Origin of the sequence: Vibrio sp. J2-4 (assembly GCF_021728155.1) — a bacterium.
Taxonomy (GTDB): domain Bacteria; phylum Pseudomonadota; class Gammaproteobacteria; order Enterobacterales; family Vibrionaceae; genus Vibrio; species Vibrio diabolicus.
The window spans coordinates 46,502-63,996 of record NZ_JAKKCN010000002.1 but is presented as its reverse complement, the minus strand read 5'-3'; the positions used below and the strand labels follow the sequence as shown (position 1 = coordinate 63,996).

Genomic DNA, 17,495 nt, shown 5'->3' with positions numbered 1-17,495 from the left:
ATTTTCCCATATCCAGACTCCGATGTAATTAGATAACATGACCAGATATGGCTTACGAGCACGTGTAATTACACTGACTCTCGCTCCCACTCTCATCATTGGTTTATTACTGAGCGGTTTTTTCTCTTTCAACCGCTACCAAGATCTTGAGAAACAAGTTATCACCACTGGTAACAGCATCATTGAGCCGTTAGCAATTGCCAGTGAAACTCATCTACTATCAGAAAGCCGAGAGGCGGTACGTCGCTTGATAAGCTACGCCCATCGCAAAAACTCTAAACTGGTTCGTAGTATCGCGGTGTTTGATGAACATCATGAGCTCTTCGTGACATCTAACTTTCACCCTAATTTCGAAGCCTTGATGTTCCCCAAAGATAAACCGATCCCGCAACTGGGCAATTCGGAAATCTACGAAAACTCACTGATATTGCGCGTACCTATTTTGTCCGAGGGTCACTATTTAGCTGAGCTGTCGAACGAAAGCCAAGGAACCAAAGCAATTGGTTATATTGCCGTTGAGTTAGATCTCTCCTCTTTAAGGCTGCAACAGTATCAAGAAGTTTTCTCTGCTTTTTTAGTTCTTATACTCGGTCTTGGCTTGGCAAGTGTGTTTGCTTCACGTCTGATGCACGATGTTACCCAGCCTATCACCCACATGAAGAATGTCGTTGACCGCATCCGCCGTGGTCACCTAGACGTGCGTATCGAAGGTAAAATGCATGGTGAGTTAGACCAACTGAAAAACGGTATTAACGCCATGGCGGTATCGCTATCGGAATATCACGTGGAGATGCAGCACAGTATAGACCAAGCCACATCAGACTTGCGTGAGACGCTTGAGCAACTAGAGATTCAGAACGTTGAGTTAGATATCGCGAAGAAACGCGCGCAAGAAGCGGCCAGGGTTAAATCTGAGTTCTTGGCGAACATGTCGCACGAACTGCGTACTCCGCTCAATGGGGTTATTGGCTTTACTCGTCAAATGCTTAAAACACAGCTTTCTAACAGCCAAACTGATTACCTACAGACGATTGAGAAGTCGGCGAACAATCTACTGAACATCATCAATGACATTCTCGACTTCTCGAAACTTGAGGCGGGTAAGCTGGCGCTGGAAAACATTCCGTTTGATTTCCGAGAAAGTTTAGAAGAAGTGATTAACCTACAAGCCACGAGTGCACATGAGAAAGGGTTAGAAATCACCCTAAAAGTGGACCCTAAAATTCCACCGGGTTTAGTTGGGGACCCACTACGTATCCAGCAAATTTTGACGAACTTGGTCGGTAACTCAATCAAGTTTACCGAGCGAGGCAACATTGATGTTAGTGTTGAAATGCGCTCTCAATCTGGGGACTCCGTCGAACTGCAATTCATGGTGCGCGATACTGGTATTGGTATTTCTGAACGTCAGCAAGCGCAATTATTCCAAGCGTTCAGCCAAGCGGATGCCAGCATTTCACGTCGCTACGGCGGCACTGGGTTAGGTTTGGTTATCACGCAGAAATTGGTAAGCCAGATGGGTGGCGAGATCAGCTTAACCAGTCGCTTACACCAAGGTTCGACGTTCTGGTTTACGGTGCGCTTGCACTCAACCGAAATGCCGATGAGCGAACTGATTGAAGTGGAACTTCTGACAGGCAAACAGTTGCTGTTGATTGAACCAAACATGCAAGCCGCATCCGTAACCCAACAGATTCTAAGTCAAGAAGGTATCTTAGTAACCTACCGTTCTTCGCTACCGAAAAACGAAGAACAATATGACTATGTATTACTGAATTTAGCGGCGAATCAAACGCATGATGCAGACGTCATTACACCTTGGATAGAACAAGCGAAACGCATGGCTCCGAGTGTGATCCTAGGGACGCCGAGTACCGAACTGGCACTTGCCGACCAAATTATGACAGAGCATCACGTCCAATGCCTGACGAAGCCGTTGTCTCGCCGTAAACTGCTACAAAGCCTGATTAGCGAACATGTCGAATCACCACCAACATTGAGTGCTCCAATTACGCCAAGCGAAGGGGAGCGTTTACCTCTGACGGTGTTAGCGGTGGATGATAACCCAGCGAACTTGAAGCTGATTTCCGCTCTGCTTCGCGAACGAGTAGAAACCGTCACCGCCTGTAGCAATGGCCAGCAAGCGGTGAACCTAGCGACAGAGAAAAAGTACGATTTAATCTTCATGGATATCCAAATGCCACAAATGGATGGGGTGACCGCTTGTCAGCACATTAAAGAGTTGGAGTTAAATAAAGACACGCCAGTGATTGCGGTAACTGCGCATGCCATGGCGGGTGAAAGAGATCGCTTGCTATCGGCAGGAATGGATGACTACTTGACCAAACCTATTGAAGAGCATGTGCTTCAACAGGTTTTGGTTCACTGGAACCCAAATTCTTGTACAGAGAGCATTGGCAAAGTCGCCCCTTCATACGTTGATGAGCCTGAAGGGAGCGCGCCTCAATCCGTTTCTTCGCCTCAACAGGATGTGATTATTGATTGGCAAGCTGCCTTAAAACAGAGCGCGAATAAAGAGGATCTCGCCAAAGACATGCTGCGCATGTTGATTGAGTTCATCCCTGAAGTAGAAGCAGTCGTTGACCAAACTCTGGAGCAAGAAGATATCTCCCGTGATGACCTAATTCATGTCATCCATAAGCTGCACGGCAGTAGCTCATATTGCGGAGTGCCTAGGCTGAAATCACTCTGTGCGACGCTTGAGCAAGCACTGCGCTCAGGGATCAGTCTTGAGGAGGTTGAGCCTGAAATGTTCGAGCTGCAAGATGAAATGATTAAAGTCACAACGACTGCAAAATTATACCTTGAACAGTAATCTGCTCGAGAGACAAGAAAGCCAGAGCATCTGCTCTGGCTTTTTAGTATTTTGTTTAAGACTTACAAGCTAGGATTCAAAAATGACCGTCGCCACAGCGTAATGACGCTCATCGGAAATGGACAGGTGAATGTGGTTAACGCCCATCGCATCCGCTATTTGTTTTGCTGTGCCCGTCAATGCGAGTACTGGTTTTCCAAGCGCATCGTTCGAGATGGAAAAATCGTGAAACGTGACCCCTTTCGCGATCCCTGTCCCCAATGCTTTTGAGGCCGCTTCTTTGACCGCAAAGCGCTTAGCAAGATAACGGCCTTGCAGCTTAAGCTGTGAAAATTTAGCCATTTCTTCTTCTGAAAGAATACGCTGAGCAAAAGGCTCACCACTACGAGCTAGCGCTTTTTCAATACGCTCAATTTCTGCAATGTCGGTGCCTAACCCTATAATCGCCATCTAGATAGCCCTATTACTGGCGTGCCTCAATCATCAGTGCTTTCATGTCCGCAACCGCTTTATTCAAACCATCAAATACCGCGCGACCAATGATTGAGTGACCAATGTTGAGTTCGTAAATTTCTGGTAATGCAGCAATTGGCGCGACATTGTGATAAGTCAGGCCATGCCCGGCATTAACAATAATACCTAGGTCATGAGCATAACTCGCACCAGCGGCAATCTTCTTCAGTTCAGCTTGTTGTTCGTCTTCTGTCGTCGCATCAGCATAATGACCCGTGTGTAGCTCAATAAACGGAGCACCACACTTTTTCGCAGCTTCAATCTGTTGACGGTCAGCATCAATAAAGAGTGAAACTTTAATGCCTGCATCTGTCAGCTTTTTCGTCGCAGCTTTAATTTTTTCAAGCTGCCCCACAACGTCCAAGCCACCTTCCGTCGTCAGTTCTTCACGTTTTTCAGGCACTAAGCACACAAACTCTGGTTGAGTTTGCAGCGCAATCTCAACCATTTCGTCTGTCACTGCCATCTCTAGATTCATACGCGTTTGAATGGTTTCACGCAGAATACGTACATCACGATCCAAAATATGGCGACGGTCTTCACGTAAGTGAATTGTGATACCATCCGCGCCTGCACGCTCAGCAATTTCTGCAGCGTGAACAGGATCAGGGTATTTTGTACCACGTGCATTGCGTAGAGTGGCAATATGGTCGATATTGACGCCTAAATAAATTGAGCTCATTTTCCGTTACTCCGTGCTCTGGGGGTCTGAATGAAAAATTCACGACTTTTTAAAGGTTTGCCGCCAAGATACGGCTTTAAGGCTATACGTGTAAAGCGTTTTGCCGCTTTTAGCTGCTCTTTAGTGACGAACCGCCGCTCACTGATAGCAATCAGTTCATTCCCTAAAAACGTGAGGTTATCGCGCCTAACCGAAGCTATGAAGCCTTTTTGTTCCCGGTAACGATACGTCATCTCTGGGTCGACGGGCTCGCCAGTACCTGCACAGTGCAAGAAATCTACGCCATATCCCATCGCAGATAGCAATGCTAACTCAAAACGACGCAGTGCTGGCTCAGGGTTCTCGTTGTGTGCCAACTCTGTTAGCGCATGCAAATAATCATGAAATAGCGCTGGCATCGGCACTTCAGCCATCAAGATACGGCCAATCAGTTCATTGACGTACATGGCAGAGTAGAGATTAATGCCCGTTAACGGTAAACCTAGGCTTATCGGCTCAGCTTGACGCAAAGTCTTCATTGAACCTTTTCCCGACCATTTAAGTAACAGCGGAGTAAAAGGTTGCAATGCGCCTTTTAAGTTCGAACGCTTACTGCGCGCGCCTTTGGCCATTAAAGTCATTCGGCCATATTCCTCACTAAATACATCAAGGATTAAGCTCGATTCACTGTAAGGGCGGCGATGTAAAACAAAACAGCGCTGTAAACCTTCGGAAGACAGATTACTCATCTAAGTCATTGTGCCTAAAAAGTGTGAAATAAAAAATAAGGAGCCGAGCGGCTCCTTATTTTAATCGATACTGAGTTTTCATCGATGTTGGAGCGAAGCATCTTCGCAGCCAAGATTATAAGTCGTCTATATAACCCAACGAGCGCAGTGCTCGTTCGTCGTCTGCCCAGCCAGATTTCACTTTTACCCAGGTTTCTAGGTAAACCTTACGACCGAACAACTCTTCCATATCTAAACGCGCTTCACGACCAATGGTCTTGATCTTCTCGCCACCTTTACCAATCACCATTTTCTTCTGGCCATTACGCTCCACAAGAATCAAGGCATTGATATGGAAACCGTCAGTTTCTGGGTTGTAATCAAAACGTTCAATCTCGACCGTTACCGAGTATGGTAATTCTTCACCCGTAAAACGCATTAACTTTTCACGCACAATTTCAGATGCCATAAAGCGCTGAGAGCGATCAGTCACGTATTCTTCTGGGAAGTGATGCGTTGCTTTAGGTAAGTGATTACGCACGTGCTTACGCAGTACATCAATGTTCTTCCCTTGCTTCGCAGAGATTGGCACAACGTCAACGAAGTCCATCTTTTTAGACATCTCAGCCATGTGTAGCATCACTTCGTTACGATCTTGCACGTTGTCGACTTTATTGACACAAAGCACAACTGGGAAGTTCGATTTTTGAAGCTTAGTTAGCACCATCTCATCGTCTTTAGTCCAATGCGTACCATCGACTAAGAAGAACACTAGGTTTACATCACTTAGAGATGAGTTAGCCGCACGGTTCATCAAACGGTTAATCGCACGCTTTTCTTCGATGTGAAGTCCTGGCGTGTCAACGTAAATCGCTTGGTAATCGCCGTCCGTGTCCACGCCCATAATGCGGTGGCGTGTTGTTTGTGGCTTACGTGAGGTGATCGAAATCTTCTGACCCAAGATTTTGTTCAGAAGTGTCGACTTACCTACGTTTGGGCGACCAACAATAGCAATAAAGCCACAGTGCTGGTTTTCTGGCGAGCTTGGCTCACCTTGTGATGCGAAAAACGCATCGATATCGAATTCGTTATCAGCCATTTGTTAATTGCTCAAGTGCTGTTTCAGCAGCCGCTTGTTCTGCCTTGCGGCGGCTGGTGCCTTTCCCGATTACAGGCTTGTCCACACCTGCTACTTCACACTCAACCGTAAACTCTTGGTTGTGCGCTTCACCTTTAATATTAGTCACTGTGTACACAGGCAGCGGTTTTCTTCTGCCTTGTAGGAACTCTTGTAGGCGAGTTTTCGGATCTTTTTGTGAGACGCCAGGTTTAATGGCTTCAAGGCGTGAGTTGTACCAACTCAGTACAATGCCTCGCACGACTTCAAGATCGCTGTCTAGGTAAATTGCGCCAATAATGGCTTCAACCGCATCGGCTAAAATAGAGTCTCGGCGGAAACCGCCACTCTTCAATTCACCTGGACCTAATTTTAAATAATCTCCTAGATCGAATTCACGACCCAGTTCCGCCAATGTATGTCCGCGAACCAAAGTAGCACGCATACGGCTCATGTCACCCTCGTTCACTTTCGGGAAACGATGGTACAGATCATCAGCGATGACAAAACTTAAAATTGAATCGCCCAGAAACTCAAGACGTTCATTATGCTTACTGTTGGCGCTGCGGTGAGTCAGCGCCAAGTTGATAAGCCCGGCATCTTGAAACTGGTAGCCGAGCTTTCTCTCTAGTTTATCAATTGGAGAATTCATACTCTCTCGATATAAAATGGTTAGTGAATACCACCGATGCGGTTAAAACGCACACCAGTTGGAATCCATGAAGGTAGAACGCTATCTGCGCCACGATCAAACTCGAAGCTGATCCAAATGGCGACAGCTTTGCCGACTAAGTTTGCTTCAGGAACGAAGCCCCAGTAACGGCTGTCAGCACTGTTGTCACGGTTATCACCCATCACAAAGTACTGACCTTGTGGTACAACCCACTCTGTCGTGCCGCTACGTGGGAAGTATTGCTCCACACGGTTACGAACAAGAGGGTTAACCAAAATATTGTGCTCCACGTTACCCAATTTTTCATCCAGTTGGATCATTGGAATACCGTTCGAGCTAAACTGACTTTCTTCAACATTGCTCAGTTTAACTGGTTTACACGCCGATTCACCTTGGCTTTGCACGCAAAGCTGCTTATCACTTGAATAACGCACGATATCACCAGGCAAACCAACAACACGCTTAATGTAATCCACACTTGGTTGTGGCGGGTATTTGAATACCACGATATCACCACGCTCAGGCTTACCTGTTTCAACTAACTGCGTGCGCCATACCGGATCTTTCAAGCCATAGGCGTATTTTTCTACCAAGATAAAGTCACCCACCAACAAAGTCGGCATCATTGAGCCTGATGGGATTTGAAATGGTTCGTAGATAAAAGAACGCAATACTAAAACGAACGCAATCACAGGAAAAATTGAGACGCTATTTTCAACCCACCAAGGCTGACGCTCAACTTTTTGCAAGGTCACTGCATCCAAACCATTAGACGTCTGAGCTTGAATCTCCGCCAGTTTTTCCTGACGCTTTTTCGCGAAAACCAGCTTTTCCAGTAGCCAAACCACGCCAGTTACCAAAGTCGCAATAACCAGCATCAGTGAGAATGTATTCGCCATTAAATTCCCTTATCTAAAAATACGAAAGTGAAAGAGCCGAAACCCTTTCACTTATTTTAATATCTAACGTCTTAAGACCGACAAGTGTGAGACAAAGTTCAACTTTAGTCTTTACCTACGTGAAGGATAGCTAGGAACGCTTCTTGAGGCAGCTCAACGTTACCGATCTGCTTCATGCGCTTCTTACCTTCTTTCTGTTTCTTCAGAAGTTTCTTCTTACGACTTACGTCACCGCCGTAACATTTCGCGATTACGTTCTTACGTAGCTGTTTTACAGTTGAGCGTGCGATAATGTGGTTACCAATCGCTGCTTGGATTGCGATATCAAACATTTGGCGAGGGATAAATTCTTTCATCTTCTCTACCAGCTGACGACCGCGAGTTTGAGACTGGTCTTTGTGTGTGATCATCGCCAGTGCATCAACGGTGTCACCGTTCAGAAGAACGTCTACACGCACCATGTTCGACGCTTCAAAGCGCTGGAAGTTGTAATCCAAAGACGCATAACCACGAGAGGTCGATTTCAGACGGTCGAAGAAATCCAGTACCACTTCGGCCATTGGAATATCGTAAGTCACGGCGACTTGGTTACCGTGGTAAACCATATCGACCTGAGTACCACGCTTTTCAACACACAGCGTGATGACGTTACCTAGATACTCTGAAGGTACCAGGATATTACAACGAGCGATCGGTTCACGAATTTCTTCAATATCATTGATCGCTGGTAGTTTAGCAGGGCTATCAACGTACAGTAGTTCACCATCCGTTTTTTCAACTTCGTAAACTACCGTTGGTGCCGTGGTGATAAGATCTAAGTCGTATTCACGCTCTAGACGCTCTTGGATAATTTCCATGTGCAGCATGCCAAGGAAACCACAACGGAAACCAAAGCCAAGTGCCGCGGAGTTTTCTGGCTCGTAGAATAGCGATGCGTCGTTTAGGCTTAATTTGCCCAGCGCATCACGGAAGTTCTCGTAATCGTCAGAAGATACCGGGAACAGACCTGCGTAAACCTGAGGTTTAACTTTCTTAAAGCCAGGTAGTGGTTTATCACAACCATTCTTAGCCATAGTCAGCGTATCACCAACTGGTGCACCAAGGATGTCTTTAATACCACAAACCACCCAACCTACTTCACCAGTACGAAGGATGTCGGTATCTACTTGTTTTGGTGTAAAAATACCAAGACGGTCTACACCCCAAACTTGACCCGTGCTCATCACTTTGATCTTGTCGTTCTTCTTCAGTTCGCCGTTTTTAATACGTACTAGAGAAACAACGCCAAGGTAGTTATCAAACCATGAGTCAATGATCAGCGCTTGTAGTGGCGCATCTGGATCACCTTCCGGTGCTGGAATCGCTGACACAATGTTCTCTAGAACGTCATCAACACCGATGCCTGTCTTCGCAGAACAGCGGGTTGCTTCCATTGCATCGATACCAACGATTTCTTCAATTTCTTCTGCCACGCGCTCAGGATCGGCTGCTGGTAGGTCAATCTTGTTCAAGATTGGCACAACCTCTAGATCCATTTCGATCGCGGTGTAACAGTTAGCCAGTGTTTGAGCCTCAACACCTTGACCCGCATCTACAACCAATAACGCACCTTCACAAGCTGCTAGAGAACGTGATACTTCATATGCAAAGTCAACGTGCCCCGGAGTATCGATGAAGTTCAGCTGATACGTTTCACCGTCTTTAGCGGTGTAGTTTAGCGTCACACTCTGAGATTTAATGGTGATACCACGCTCACGTTCAAGATCCATAGAATCCAGAACCTGTGCGGCCATTTCACGATCGGTTAACCCGCCACAAACTTGGATTAGACGGTCTGATAGGGTCGACTTACCATGGTCGATGTGGGCGATAATCGAAAAGTTACGAATGTGCTTCATAGATTTAGGGTGACTAACTCTTTACAAATAGGGACAGTAAGAAACGCCATCTACTGACGGCATTTCAATCAAGTTGGCAGATTCTACCGAATTTCGTTAACGGGCGCACGTAATTTAAAGTACATACCCAAATAACCTTTAGTGGAGGGGGACAACACTTACTGGATTGGCTCTCCAAGTACCCGAACGAGGGTAACTTGGCGCTTGGATTCATCCTCTAACGGACGAGAAACACGTTTTGCGATCCACATTCCACCAGCTGCAAATAGTACTGATGCCAATATGATGATACCTTCCCCGCCCGCGGTCAGCGGCGCTAATAGGAAGTGACCAAACATCGCACCGATAATCAAACCAAACAACGGCAGTAAATAAACCGCCATTGCTGATTTTATCAGGCTCGACTCAGGAAAGCCTATCTCGACGACTTGACCTATCTTCACTGATTTATCCGTGCGCAGGTGCCAAGATAAACTCTTGTTACCAATGGCTTTAGTCACAACGCCCGTTCCACAGCTTTTCTGTGAAGAGCAACTACTGCAACTGGTCTGCTGTTCGCAGCTTAAATCAATTTCGTATTGTTTACCGCGACGATGTACGTCTGTCACAGTAGCCAACGCGGTCATCATTGTTGTTTACTCTTTGTTACATTAAATGTGACAGATTGGGCGATACGTTGTGCTGTGGTCGGCGGAATGTCTCCTACAACGGAGATTTCATGTTGACCGCTCACAAAACTGTGTAGCGTTCTTCTGCCTTGGCGAACCAACTGCCCTTTTAACGAATGCTCATCTTTGTTTGCTACGTAAACAGAGAAGCTAAATAGACCGTCAGAGTACAGCTGACTCTCCACCATTTGATTGGTAACAGCCATGCGGTAGCGGTTCAGCTCGTTCGGTTCGAAACCTTCAGGGATCCAACCTACCTGCCAATTGCTGGTTCCAATATCGCCTTTTGGCATGGTGAGAACAGCTGGTAATTGAACATCTTGTAGGCCACTCATTAACTCTGCGATTTTTGGATTCACCGTGTAAGAAATAGTGCGATATTGTTCAAGCATCTCACCATCACGGTCCACAAGGTCGGCACGTAACGGCAATTTACTCTTTTCATCGATCCATAGTACGTATGAATAGCGCAGACCGTCTTTAGGGACGACACGCAGCACTTGTGTTGCTACACCTGCTTCACGAGCTCTACCCACTTTTACATAGTCGTAATACAAGTTTAGCTCATCGATATTGGTGTTGAGCATAGGCATGGTCGGAGCGACCATTTTACCTGACTCGATGGTGAATGGTTCTAAACCCGTTTCGATATAGCTTACTTCTGTGCCACGACGAATCACTTCGCGCACAGGGCCACTTAAATAAACAAGATGAGCATATTGATCGTCACCATGCGTCGCATGACGATACAGCAACGGCTCAATGCTGTTCTTTTTGATAAGGATATAAGAGAGTTCGTAACTTAAATTCTTACTCGCCTCGCTCATTTGATGCAATAAAGCCTCCGCTGGCTTATCACCAGCAAAGGCTTGAGAAGACATCATACTGAACAGAGCGCAAGCGCTGATCAGAAATTTTTTCATTCAATATCCGGATTCAGATTTGCATCTTGTTGAGATGCATCACTGTTAATTCGTAATTGCAATTCGTAGTCTCGCAGCATAGCATGAACACGCTTACGTTGCTCTTGCATATTTGCTTCACCTACAGAACGCTCAACAGACTCACGAGTTAAACTCACAGGCTCTGCGCTGCCAGCAAACGGAACTGTCTGCAACACAGGCAATTGGTCTGTTTGCGGCGACATTGAATCGCTACCACCGTACTGCTGTACACCTAAAATAACAACAAGCGATACACATGCAGCAACAGCAACTTGACCAAACTGTGTCAACCAACCTGGCAACTGACGTTTTGCTTTTTGCGGTTCTGGTTGCGACTCTTTTGGCGTATCAGCAATTGAGATAACATTTGCACTGTGCGCATCAAACGCACGGTGTGCAGGTTCATCTTCTAACGCTAACGCCACGCTTTCAGCAATATTCCACTCAGGTTTTGCTGGCGCTTCGCCTCGCATCACATCACCAATCAGGTGGTAGTTCTGCCAAGCATCACGGCTCTCTTGGTCTTGCTCTAACTCTTGAATTAAAGCCTTATCGACCAATTCTCCATCCATGAGAGCTGAAAGTTTTTCTTTGTCAGCCATTATTTTCACCATAGTTATTACTTGTACTAGCGTTGCAAAAGAGGTCTGATTTTCTTTTCCACCGCCTCACGAGCACGGAAGATACGCGATCGTACCGTTCCTACCGGGCAATCCATCACTTCTGCAATTTCTTCATAACTCAAGCCATCGAGCTCTCGTAATGTCATTGCGGTTTTTAAATCTTCAGGTAAAGCTTCGATTGCACTGAACACCACCCGTTGCAATTCTTTGGACAACGTTAAGTTCTCAGGGTTCGATATTTCTTTAAGTGCACTACCTGTTTCGTAAAATTCAGCATCTTCAGCATCGACATCTGTCGCTGGAGGTCTACGCCCTTGAGCAACAATGTGATTTTTCGCAGTATTCACTGCAATGCGATACAGCCACGTATAAAACGCACTCTCCCCACGAAAGCTGGGAATAGCTCGGTAAGCTTTAATAAACGCTTCTTGTGCTACATCTGGTACATCGCCAGGATTACTAACGTATCTGGAAATAAGATTACATACCTTGTTCTGGTACTTCGTTACCAGCAGGTTGAATGCTTGCTTATCGCCATTCTGAACTCGCTCAATCAATACTTGATCGGTCAGCTGCTCGTTCATTCGAGCGGATACTCCTATTTGTTATGCCCCTACTCTTCTCAGATATGGGTACTAATTATGCAAAACGTAGTATTGACACCACTGCTTACTTGAGCACTATTGTGACCCTAACGTGAATGAGAAAGTTCCATGGTTTCTCAAGTTTTTTGTCATTGTTTTTTCACAGTGTGATGTCTATACCCAAATGACCACCGTTGCCTGACTTTAGTCTAAGTTTGACAAGCGAGCATCTTGAGGGGAATTGGGTATAATGAATGATCTCTGTCCCAGATTGTGCTGGGTCGAGCATGGAAAAGCAATGGCATTGACAAACTATTACTTTTCATTTGCATGGCTAATGGCTATCTGAACACCGCGTTACAAATATAACTTAGGAAGCATGCTCATGCTCTGCATGAAAAAGAAGAGTGGCTCAGTCACCGCAGTAACACGGATGTCGATAGGTCTCCCAACTTAGCCCTTAGCGACAGGTGTCGCGATAATGGAATGCACATGGTGTGCAAATAATACACAAGGTGACTTTGTTACCTTAGCTTGGGATTATAAAAGTTATATGAACACAAATCGTGAACATGAGTGTGATGTGTTAGTGGTAGGGAGTGGCGCGGCTGGTTTGTCGTTGGCTTTGCGCGTTGCTAACCACTGTAAAGTGATGGTGCTGAGTAAAGGGCCACGCAGCGAAGGGGCGACCTATTATGCCCAGGGTGGTATTGCTGCTGTATTTGATGAGTCAGACACCATTGAGTCACACGTTGAAGATACACAAATCGCCGGCGATGGTATTTGTGACGAAGATACTGTGAGGTTCATTGCTGAACATTCAAAAGAGTGCGTACAGTGGTTGATCGACGGTGGTGTCCCATTTGATCGTGAAGAGGATGACTCTGACGATGAGCCTCGTTACCACTTAACTCGTGAAGGTGGCCATAGTCGTCGTCGTATTCTTCACGCGGCAGATGCAACAGGTATGGCGATGCAAACCTCTCTGCAAGATAACGCTCACAACCATCCAAATATTCATGTTCTCGAACGTCACAATGCGCTGGACTTAATCACCGAAGACAAAATTGGCGGTGATAAAAACAAAGTTATCGGTGCTTATATTTGGAACCGCAACGAAGAGCATGTCGAAACCGTGCGGGCCAAATTTGTGGTTCTCGCTACAGGTGGCGCTTCAAAAGTTTATCAATACACCTCTAACCCAGATGTTTCGTCTGGTGATGGTATTGCCATTGCTTGGCGTGCAGGGTGTCGTGTGGCAAATATGGAGTTTAACCAGTTCCACCCGACGTGTTTATATCACCCAGAAGCACGTAACTTCTTGTTGACTGAAGCGTTACGTGGCGAAGGTGCTTACCTGCGTCGTCCCGATGGTTCTCGCTTTATGCCAGATTTCGATGAGCGTAAAGAGCTTGCTCCGCGTGACGTCGTGGCTCGCGCTATCGACTTCGAAATGAAGCGTTTGGGTGCCGACTGTATGTACCTCGACATCAGTCACAAACCTGCGGACTTTATTACGAAACACTTCCCAACCATTTACTCACGCTTGATGGACTTGGGCATTGATATGACCAAAGAGCCAATCCCAATCGTACCTGCTGCGCACTACACTTGTGGCGGTGTCATGGTGGATAGAAATGGCTGCACCGATCTTAAAAACTTGTATGCGATTGGCGAAGTCAGCTATACAGGGCTGCATGGTGCTAACCGCATGGCATCAAATTCACTTCTCGAATGCGTGGTTTATGCTTGGTCTGCGGCGAAAGATATTCTAAAACATCACACTAACGTGGAGCTTCCTTCACAGGTGCCATGTTGGGATGAAAGTAAAGTGACCAACAGTGATGAAGAAGTGATCATTCAGCACAACTGGCACGAGCTTCGTCTGTTTATGTGGGACTACATGGGCATTGTACGAACTGACAAGCGTTTAGAGCGCGCATTACGCCGTATCCAGCTGTTGCAACAAGAAACGCATGAGTACTACAGCAATTTCCGCGTGTCGAACAACTTATTAGAACTGCGTAACCTTTTACAAGTAGCAGAGCTGATGGTTCGTTGTGCGATGCAGCGTAAAGAGAGTCGAGGTTTGCACTACACGCTTGATTATCCGAACCAACTGGAAAACAGCGGACCAACGATTTTGATTCCAGCTAAACAGCTTTAATTCGACAAAATAAACTATTACATCAACAGGGAGCATTGGCTCCCTGTTTCATTTCCCACTGGCGTAATACCAAAGATAATTGACGGTAATGCTGATCGTCACAGCTATCACGCCAAATCGTGACGCTACGGCCAGACTGCAATCGAAATGTTATCTTGAATGGCAATGTCGATGTATCGATTCGTTGTAACTGATCCTTTTCAGACTCAAGAGCCGCCGAGCATTCACTATACTCAAGGGCCTCAAACCTAACCGAACCATCGCAATGCACATACCAATAACCCTGACTTGTCGGTTTAACAAAGCCTTGGCTCAATAGTGCCTTAACAATCATTAATAACAAATAAATCGATAATACGAGAGGGATGCTAGAGAGGGTAACGGCCCAAGTCATCAGTAAGAAAAGTATTACATTGAGAACTTGGGCAGTCAGAGAGGGAGAAGCGGTAAAATTAACGAACTTTGCTGAGGTTATGGGCGACAATTTTATCAACCATTGCAGCATGACCTAAGTTTTCGCTGCGGCCATGCCCCATTATCCAAGTAAACAGATCAGGATCATCGCATTCAAGTAAAGAAACAAAGTCACGCTGCTCTTGTTCACTCAGAGTATCAAAGCACTCTTCAAAAAACGGCATAATTACTACGTCAAGCTCAAGCATGCCTCGACGACAAGCCCATTTAATACGCGCTTTTTCTTCCGGAGTGTACATTCACTATTCCTTCATAGATGTCTTGTTGTTAGTGCGGAGTGTAACAAGGGATGTGCTACGTCACTAGTGTGCGGGTCACAATACAATAGTGAAAGCAGACAAATGTTGATTCGTAAATCGCTCCCCTAGTATCTCAAGGTTATTTGGGTATAACATAGCGGAAAAATATCTTCAAAAGGCATTGTAATTATGGAATGGCAAACTCGTTTTTCAGCACTACCTCTCTCAACTCAAGACGCACTTCCAGAGTTATCTATCTCGCTGCTGGACAATTTCGGCATGATCACCATGGTCGGTGACGATAAAAAATCATACTTACAAGGTCAGGTTACCTGCGATGTCGTTTCTTTAGAACAAGACCAATCAACATTAGGCGCACATTGTGATGCGAAAGGTAAAGTGTGGAGTGTGTTCCGCCTTTTCCATCACCACGATGGCTACGGCATGATCCAACCAAAATCGGCGATTGACGTAGAACTTAGCGAAATAAAAAAATACGCCATTTTCTCTAAAGTAACGATTGAAGCTTCTGATGAAGTTATCTTAGGTGTTGCAGGCGTCAAAGCCGACGAGCTTATTTCTTCAATGAGCAAAACGACTGGCAGCGTTCGCCCTGTTGAAGGCGGCACCGCGGTACAAGTTTCACAAAGCCGCTGGCTACTGATATTAAGTGCGTCAGCTGCGCAACAAGTCGTTGAAAATACAGATGCTGCCCTTACGACAAATGAGCTTTGGAATCGTTTCGACATTGAAGCTGGTTTACCATTTGTCTCTGCATCCGCGCAGAATGCTCACATTCCACAAGCACTCAACGTGCAAGCTTTAGGAGGCATTAGCTTCACAAAGGGCTGCTACACAGGACAAGAAACGGTAGCACGAGCTAAGTATCGCGGTACAAATAAACGTGCGATGTACATCGTAAAAGGGGCAACTTCTGCTCCATTTAGTGACGAGCCAATTGAGCTCGAACGCAGCGTGGGTGAAAACTGGCGTTCAGTGGGTGCTTTATTAAACCACTACCAGTTCAGCGACAATCAAGCGATTGGCCTGATCGTACTGCCCAATAATCTCGATGAAGACACTCGTCTTCGTTTGGTTGCTCAACCAGAATGTGAATGGACAATCGAATCACTGCCTTACAGCCTTGATGATGAGTAATACAATCAATACTCCTTTGATGCAATTTCTCACAGACCAACACATTCCGTTTCGTCTGTTACCGCATCAAAGACCAGCAACCACTATTGAGGATGCCGCGCAACAACGCGGCATTCGCCCTTCTCAAATGGTAAAAGCGATCTTGCTACGAGACATGGGTAATCAATATGCTCTCGCCTGTGCTCCTGGTGATCGTAGTGTCGATCCCAAAAAAGTGCGCTCGTTACTGCAATGCCGCCGGATGACTTGCGTTGATCAAGCCGACGTTGAGGCCATCACGGGTTACAAAATTGGTACTGTCGCTCCACTATTACTCAAACGACACATGCCGATCGTGTTCGATCCTAGCTTACTAGAAGAACAGGAAGTCACGATCAGCAGTGGCGATCGTATGGCTGGACTGGCGCTTTCTATCCAAGATCTTATCCAATTGTGTCAGCCGACCGTAGCTGAGATCTGTCGTTAGTCGTCTAAAAATAATGTAATAGCACGTAGTTTTTCTATCACCACGTGATCTCGCTCATATCTATAAAAATAGACGAGAGAATTTTTAATCACATATAAAACATAAATAGTCACAAAGATAAAACTCGTATATGCTGAATTTGTTGGTTAAGTTTCAAACAAGCACTTAACCAACATAAAGTGAATCAGCTGACTGAATGACAGTATTCATGCCGTCAGCTGTCCACTTTTGTGTAATGCATCTGTGACTATTCGCCCGCTGAAGCGGGCTTTTTTTTGTGCGGAACTTTTTTCTCTTCCTCTTTCTCTAACCGTTAGGACGTAAAGTTTGTTCTGTTGGATACCACCTCAATAGAAACAATTAGCAAACAATCATTTTCGTTCTATTCTTAATTCTGTAACAAAACTATTGCTTAATGCGTCACGTAAAAAGGAGTGTATTGTTGTAAGGGTTCCTTGAACGGTGATTTTTTGGGGTAATCCTCACGCTATTTAAGAGATGACACTGTCAAATTGTCTAAGACAACACAAATCTCTGACGCAACACCCTACATCTGTATTTAATACTATGGCTGTCACAATAATTTTCGCGTCCAAAACGTAGAATACCTAGGCTAGGTTAGATAAAAGGAAAGTAAATATGAGACTGTTTAAGCGCTATACACCAAGTATGATTGCTAAACATATAAGTCGTCTTTTTAAAGGAAGAATTTATATTTACGGGGTCGGTAGATTCGAGTTTGATAACGGCAAGTTAATACTGCCGGAGAAAGCAGAGCAACGCCATTTCCGAGCGGTCAAAGAGATCAACCAAGAAATAATGAAACTCCGATGCGCATATGCTTAGC

18 protein-coding genes are annotated in these 17,495 nt (G+C 45.6%); 5 read left to right on the top strand and 13 right to left on the bottom strand.

All coding sequences use genetic code 11. The features are described from left to right. Positions 1–37: 37 nt before the first annotated feature. The gene (gene barA / locus L3V32_RS05705) at positions 38–2,836 is read left to right on the top strand and encodes a two-component sensor histidine kinase BarA (RefSeq protein ID WP_237283961.1); all 2,799 of its coding nucleotides are present in this window, start codon (positions 38–40) and stop codon (positions 2,834–2,836) included. Between the two features lie 69 nt (positions 2,837–2,905). Here barA and acpS read toward each other — a convergent pair whose 3' ends face one another. The 11 genes from acpS to rpoE all read right to left on the bottom strand — a co-directional run bounded on the left by acpS (position 2,906) and on the right by rpoE (position 12,144). Next, the gene (gene acpS, locus L3V32_RS05700; RefSeq protein ID WP_012841407.1) at positions 2,906–3,286 is read right to left on the bottom strand and encodes a holo-ACP synthase; all 381 of its coding nucleotides are present in this window, start codon (positions 3,284–3,286) and stop codon (positions 2,906–2,908) included. Positions 3,287–3,299: 13 nt separating this feature from the next. Further along, positions 3,300–4,031, bottom strand: coding sequence for a pyridoxine 5'-phosphate synthase (gene pdxJ, locus L3V32_RS05695; RefSeq protein WP_006743311.1), 732 nt, complete (start codon positions 4,029–4,031; stop codon positions 3,300–3,302). Further along, complete coding sequence (gene recO / locus L3V32_RS05690; protein WP_005384578.1) at positions 4,028–4,759, bottom strand: DNA repair protein RecO; 732 nt, start codon at positions 4,757–4,759, stop codon at positions 4,028–4,030. Before recO ends, pdxJ begins: the two co-directional genes overlap by 4 nt. A gap of 115 nt (positions 4,760–4,874) precedes the next feature. After that, positions 4,875–5,837 carry a GTPase Era gene (era, locus tag L3V32_RS05685; RefSeq protein ID WP_006743309.1) on the bottom strand — a complete coding sequence of 321 codons (963 nt, stop codon included), beginning with the start codon at positions 5,835–5,837 and terminating at the stop codon, positions 4,875–4,877. After that, a complete protein-coding gene (rnc, locus tag L3V32_RS05680; protein ID WP_005393907.1) occupies positions 5,830–6,507 on the bottom strand; it encodes a ribonuclease III in 678 nt (225 codons plus the stop codon). The genes era and rnc overlap by 8 nt, the downstream gene beginning before the upstream one ends. Before the next feature lie 20 nt (positions 6,508–6,527). After that, on the bottom strand, positions 6,528–7,427 hold the full coding sequence (gene lepB, locus L3V32_RS05675; protein ID WP_005380933.1) for a signal peptidase I: 900 nt from the start codon (positions 7,425–7,427) through the stop codon (positions 6,528–6,530). A 104-nt stretch (positions 7,428–7,531) separates the two neighbouring features. Continuing rightward, entirely contained in the window at positions 7,532–9,325 is a 1,794-nt protein-coding gene (gene lepA / locus L3V32_RS05670) for a translation elongation factor 4 (RefSeq protein WP_237283960.1), read from the bottom strand. Positions 9,326–9,483: 158 nt separating this feature from the next. Further along, positions 9,484–9,954 carry a SoxR reducing system RseC family protein gene (locus L3V32_RS05665; protein WP_005384575.1) on the bottom strand — a complete coding sequence of 157 codons (471 nt, stop codon included), beginning with the start codon at positions 9,952–9,954 and terminating at the stop codon, positions 9,484–9,486. Beyond that, entirely contained in the window at positions 9,951–10,916 is a 966-nt protein-coding gene (rseB, locus tag L3V32_RS05660) for a sigma-E factor regulatory protein RseB (protein WP_005393918.1), read from the bottom strand. Before rseB ends, L3V32_RS05665 begins: the two co-directional genes overlap by 4 nt. Beyond that, complete coding sequence (locus L3V32_RS05655; RefSeq protein ID WP_012841405.1) at positions 10,913–11,539, bottom strand: sigma-E factor negative regulatory protein; 627 nt, start codon at positions 11,537–11,539, stop codon at positions 10,913–10,915. Before L3V32_RS05655 ends, rseB begins: the two co-directional genes overlap by 4 nt. A 26-nt stretch (positions 11,540–11,565) precedes the next feature. Further along, positions 11,566–12,144: an RNA polymerase sigma factor RpoE gene (gene rpoE / locus L3V32_RS05650; RefSeq protein WP_005380946.1), complete on the bottom strand. Its 579-nt coding sequence runs from the start codon at positions 12,142–12,144 to the stop codon at positions 11,566–11,568. 553 nt (positions 12,145–12,697) lie between these two features. Here rpoE and nadB point away from each other — a divergent pair. Next, positions 12,698–14,311, top strand: a complete 1,614-nt coding sequence (nadB, locus tag L3V32_RS05645) for an L-aspartate oxidase (RefSeq protein WP_182037132.1) — start codon at positions 12,698–12,700, stop codon at positions 14,309–14,311. Positions 14,312–14,333: 22 nt separating this feature from the next. Here the strand turns inward: nadB and L3V32_RS26220 are convergent, their stop codons facing one another. Next, the gene (locus tag L3V32_RS26220) at positions 14,334–14,816 is read right to left on the bottom strand and encodes a protein YgfX (RefSeq protein WP_308191684.1); all 483 of its coding nucleotides are present in this window, start codon (positions 14,814–14,816) and stop codon (positions 14,334–14,336) included. Beyond that, a complete protein-coding gene (locus tag L3V32_RS05640; RefSeq protein ID WP_005393925.1) occupies positions 14,764–15,024 on the bottom strand; it encodes a succinate dehydrogenase assembly factor 2 in 261 nt (86 codons plus the stop codon). Before L3V32_RS05640 ends, L3V32_RS26220 begins: the two co-directional genes overlap by 53 nt. A 189-nt stretch (positions 15,025–15,213) precedes the next feature. On the opposite strand from L3V32_RS05640, the gene ygfZ reads away from it, so the two are divergent. The 3 genes from ygfZ (at position 15,214) to L3V32_RS05625 (ending at position 17,494) form a co-directional block, all read left to right on the top strand. Continuing rightward, positions 15,214–16,182 carry a tRNA-modifying protein YgfZ gene (ygfZ, locus tag L3V32_RS05635; protein ID WP_104974800.1) on the top strand — a complete coding sequence of 323 codons (969 nt, stop codon included), beginning with the start codon at positions 15,214–15,216 and terminating at the stop codon, positions 16,180–16,182. Further along, entirely contained in the window at positions 16,175–16,648 is a 474-nt protein-coding gene (locus L3V32_RS05630) for an aminoacyl-tRNA deacylase (RefSeq protein WP_237284219.1), read from the top strand. Before ygfZ ends, L3V32_RS05630 begins: the two co-directional genes overlap by 8 nt. 639 nt (positions 16,649–17,287) lie before the next feature. Beyond that, positions 17,288–17,494, top strand: a complete 207-nt coding sequence (locus tag L3V32_RS05625; RefSeq protein WP_005380970.1) for a DUF1107 domain-containing protein — start codon at positions 17,288–17,290, stop codon at positions 17,492–17,494. Position 17,495 lies beyond the last annotated feature (1 nt).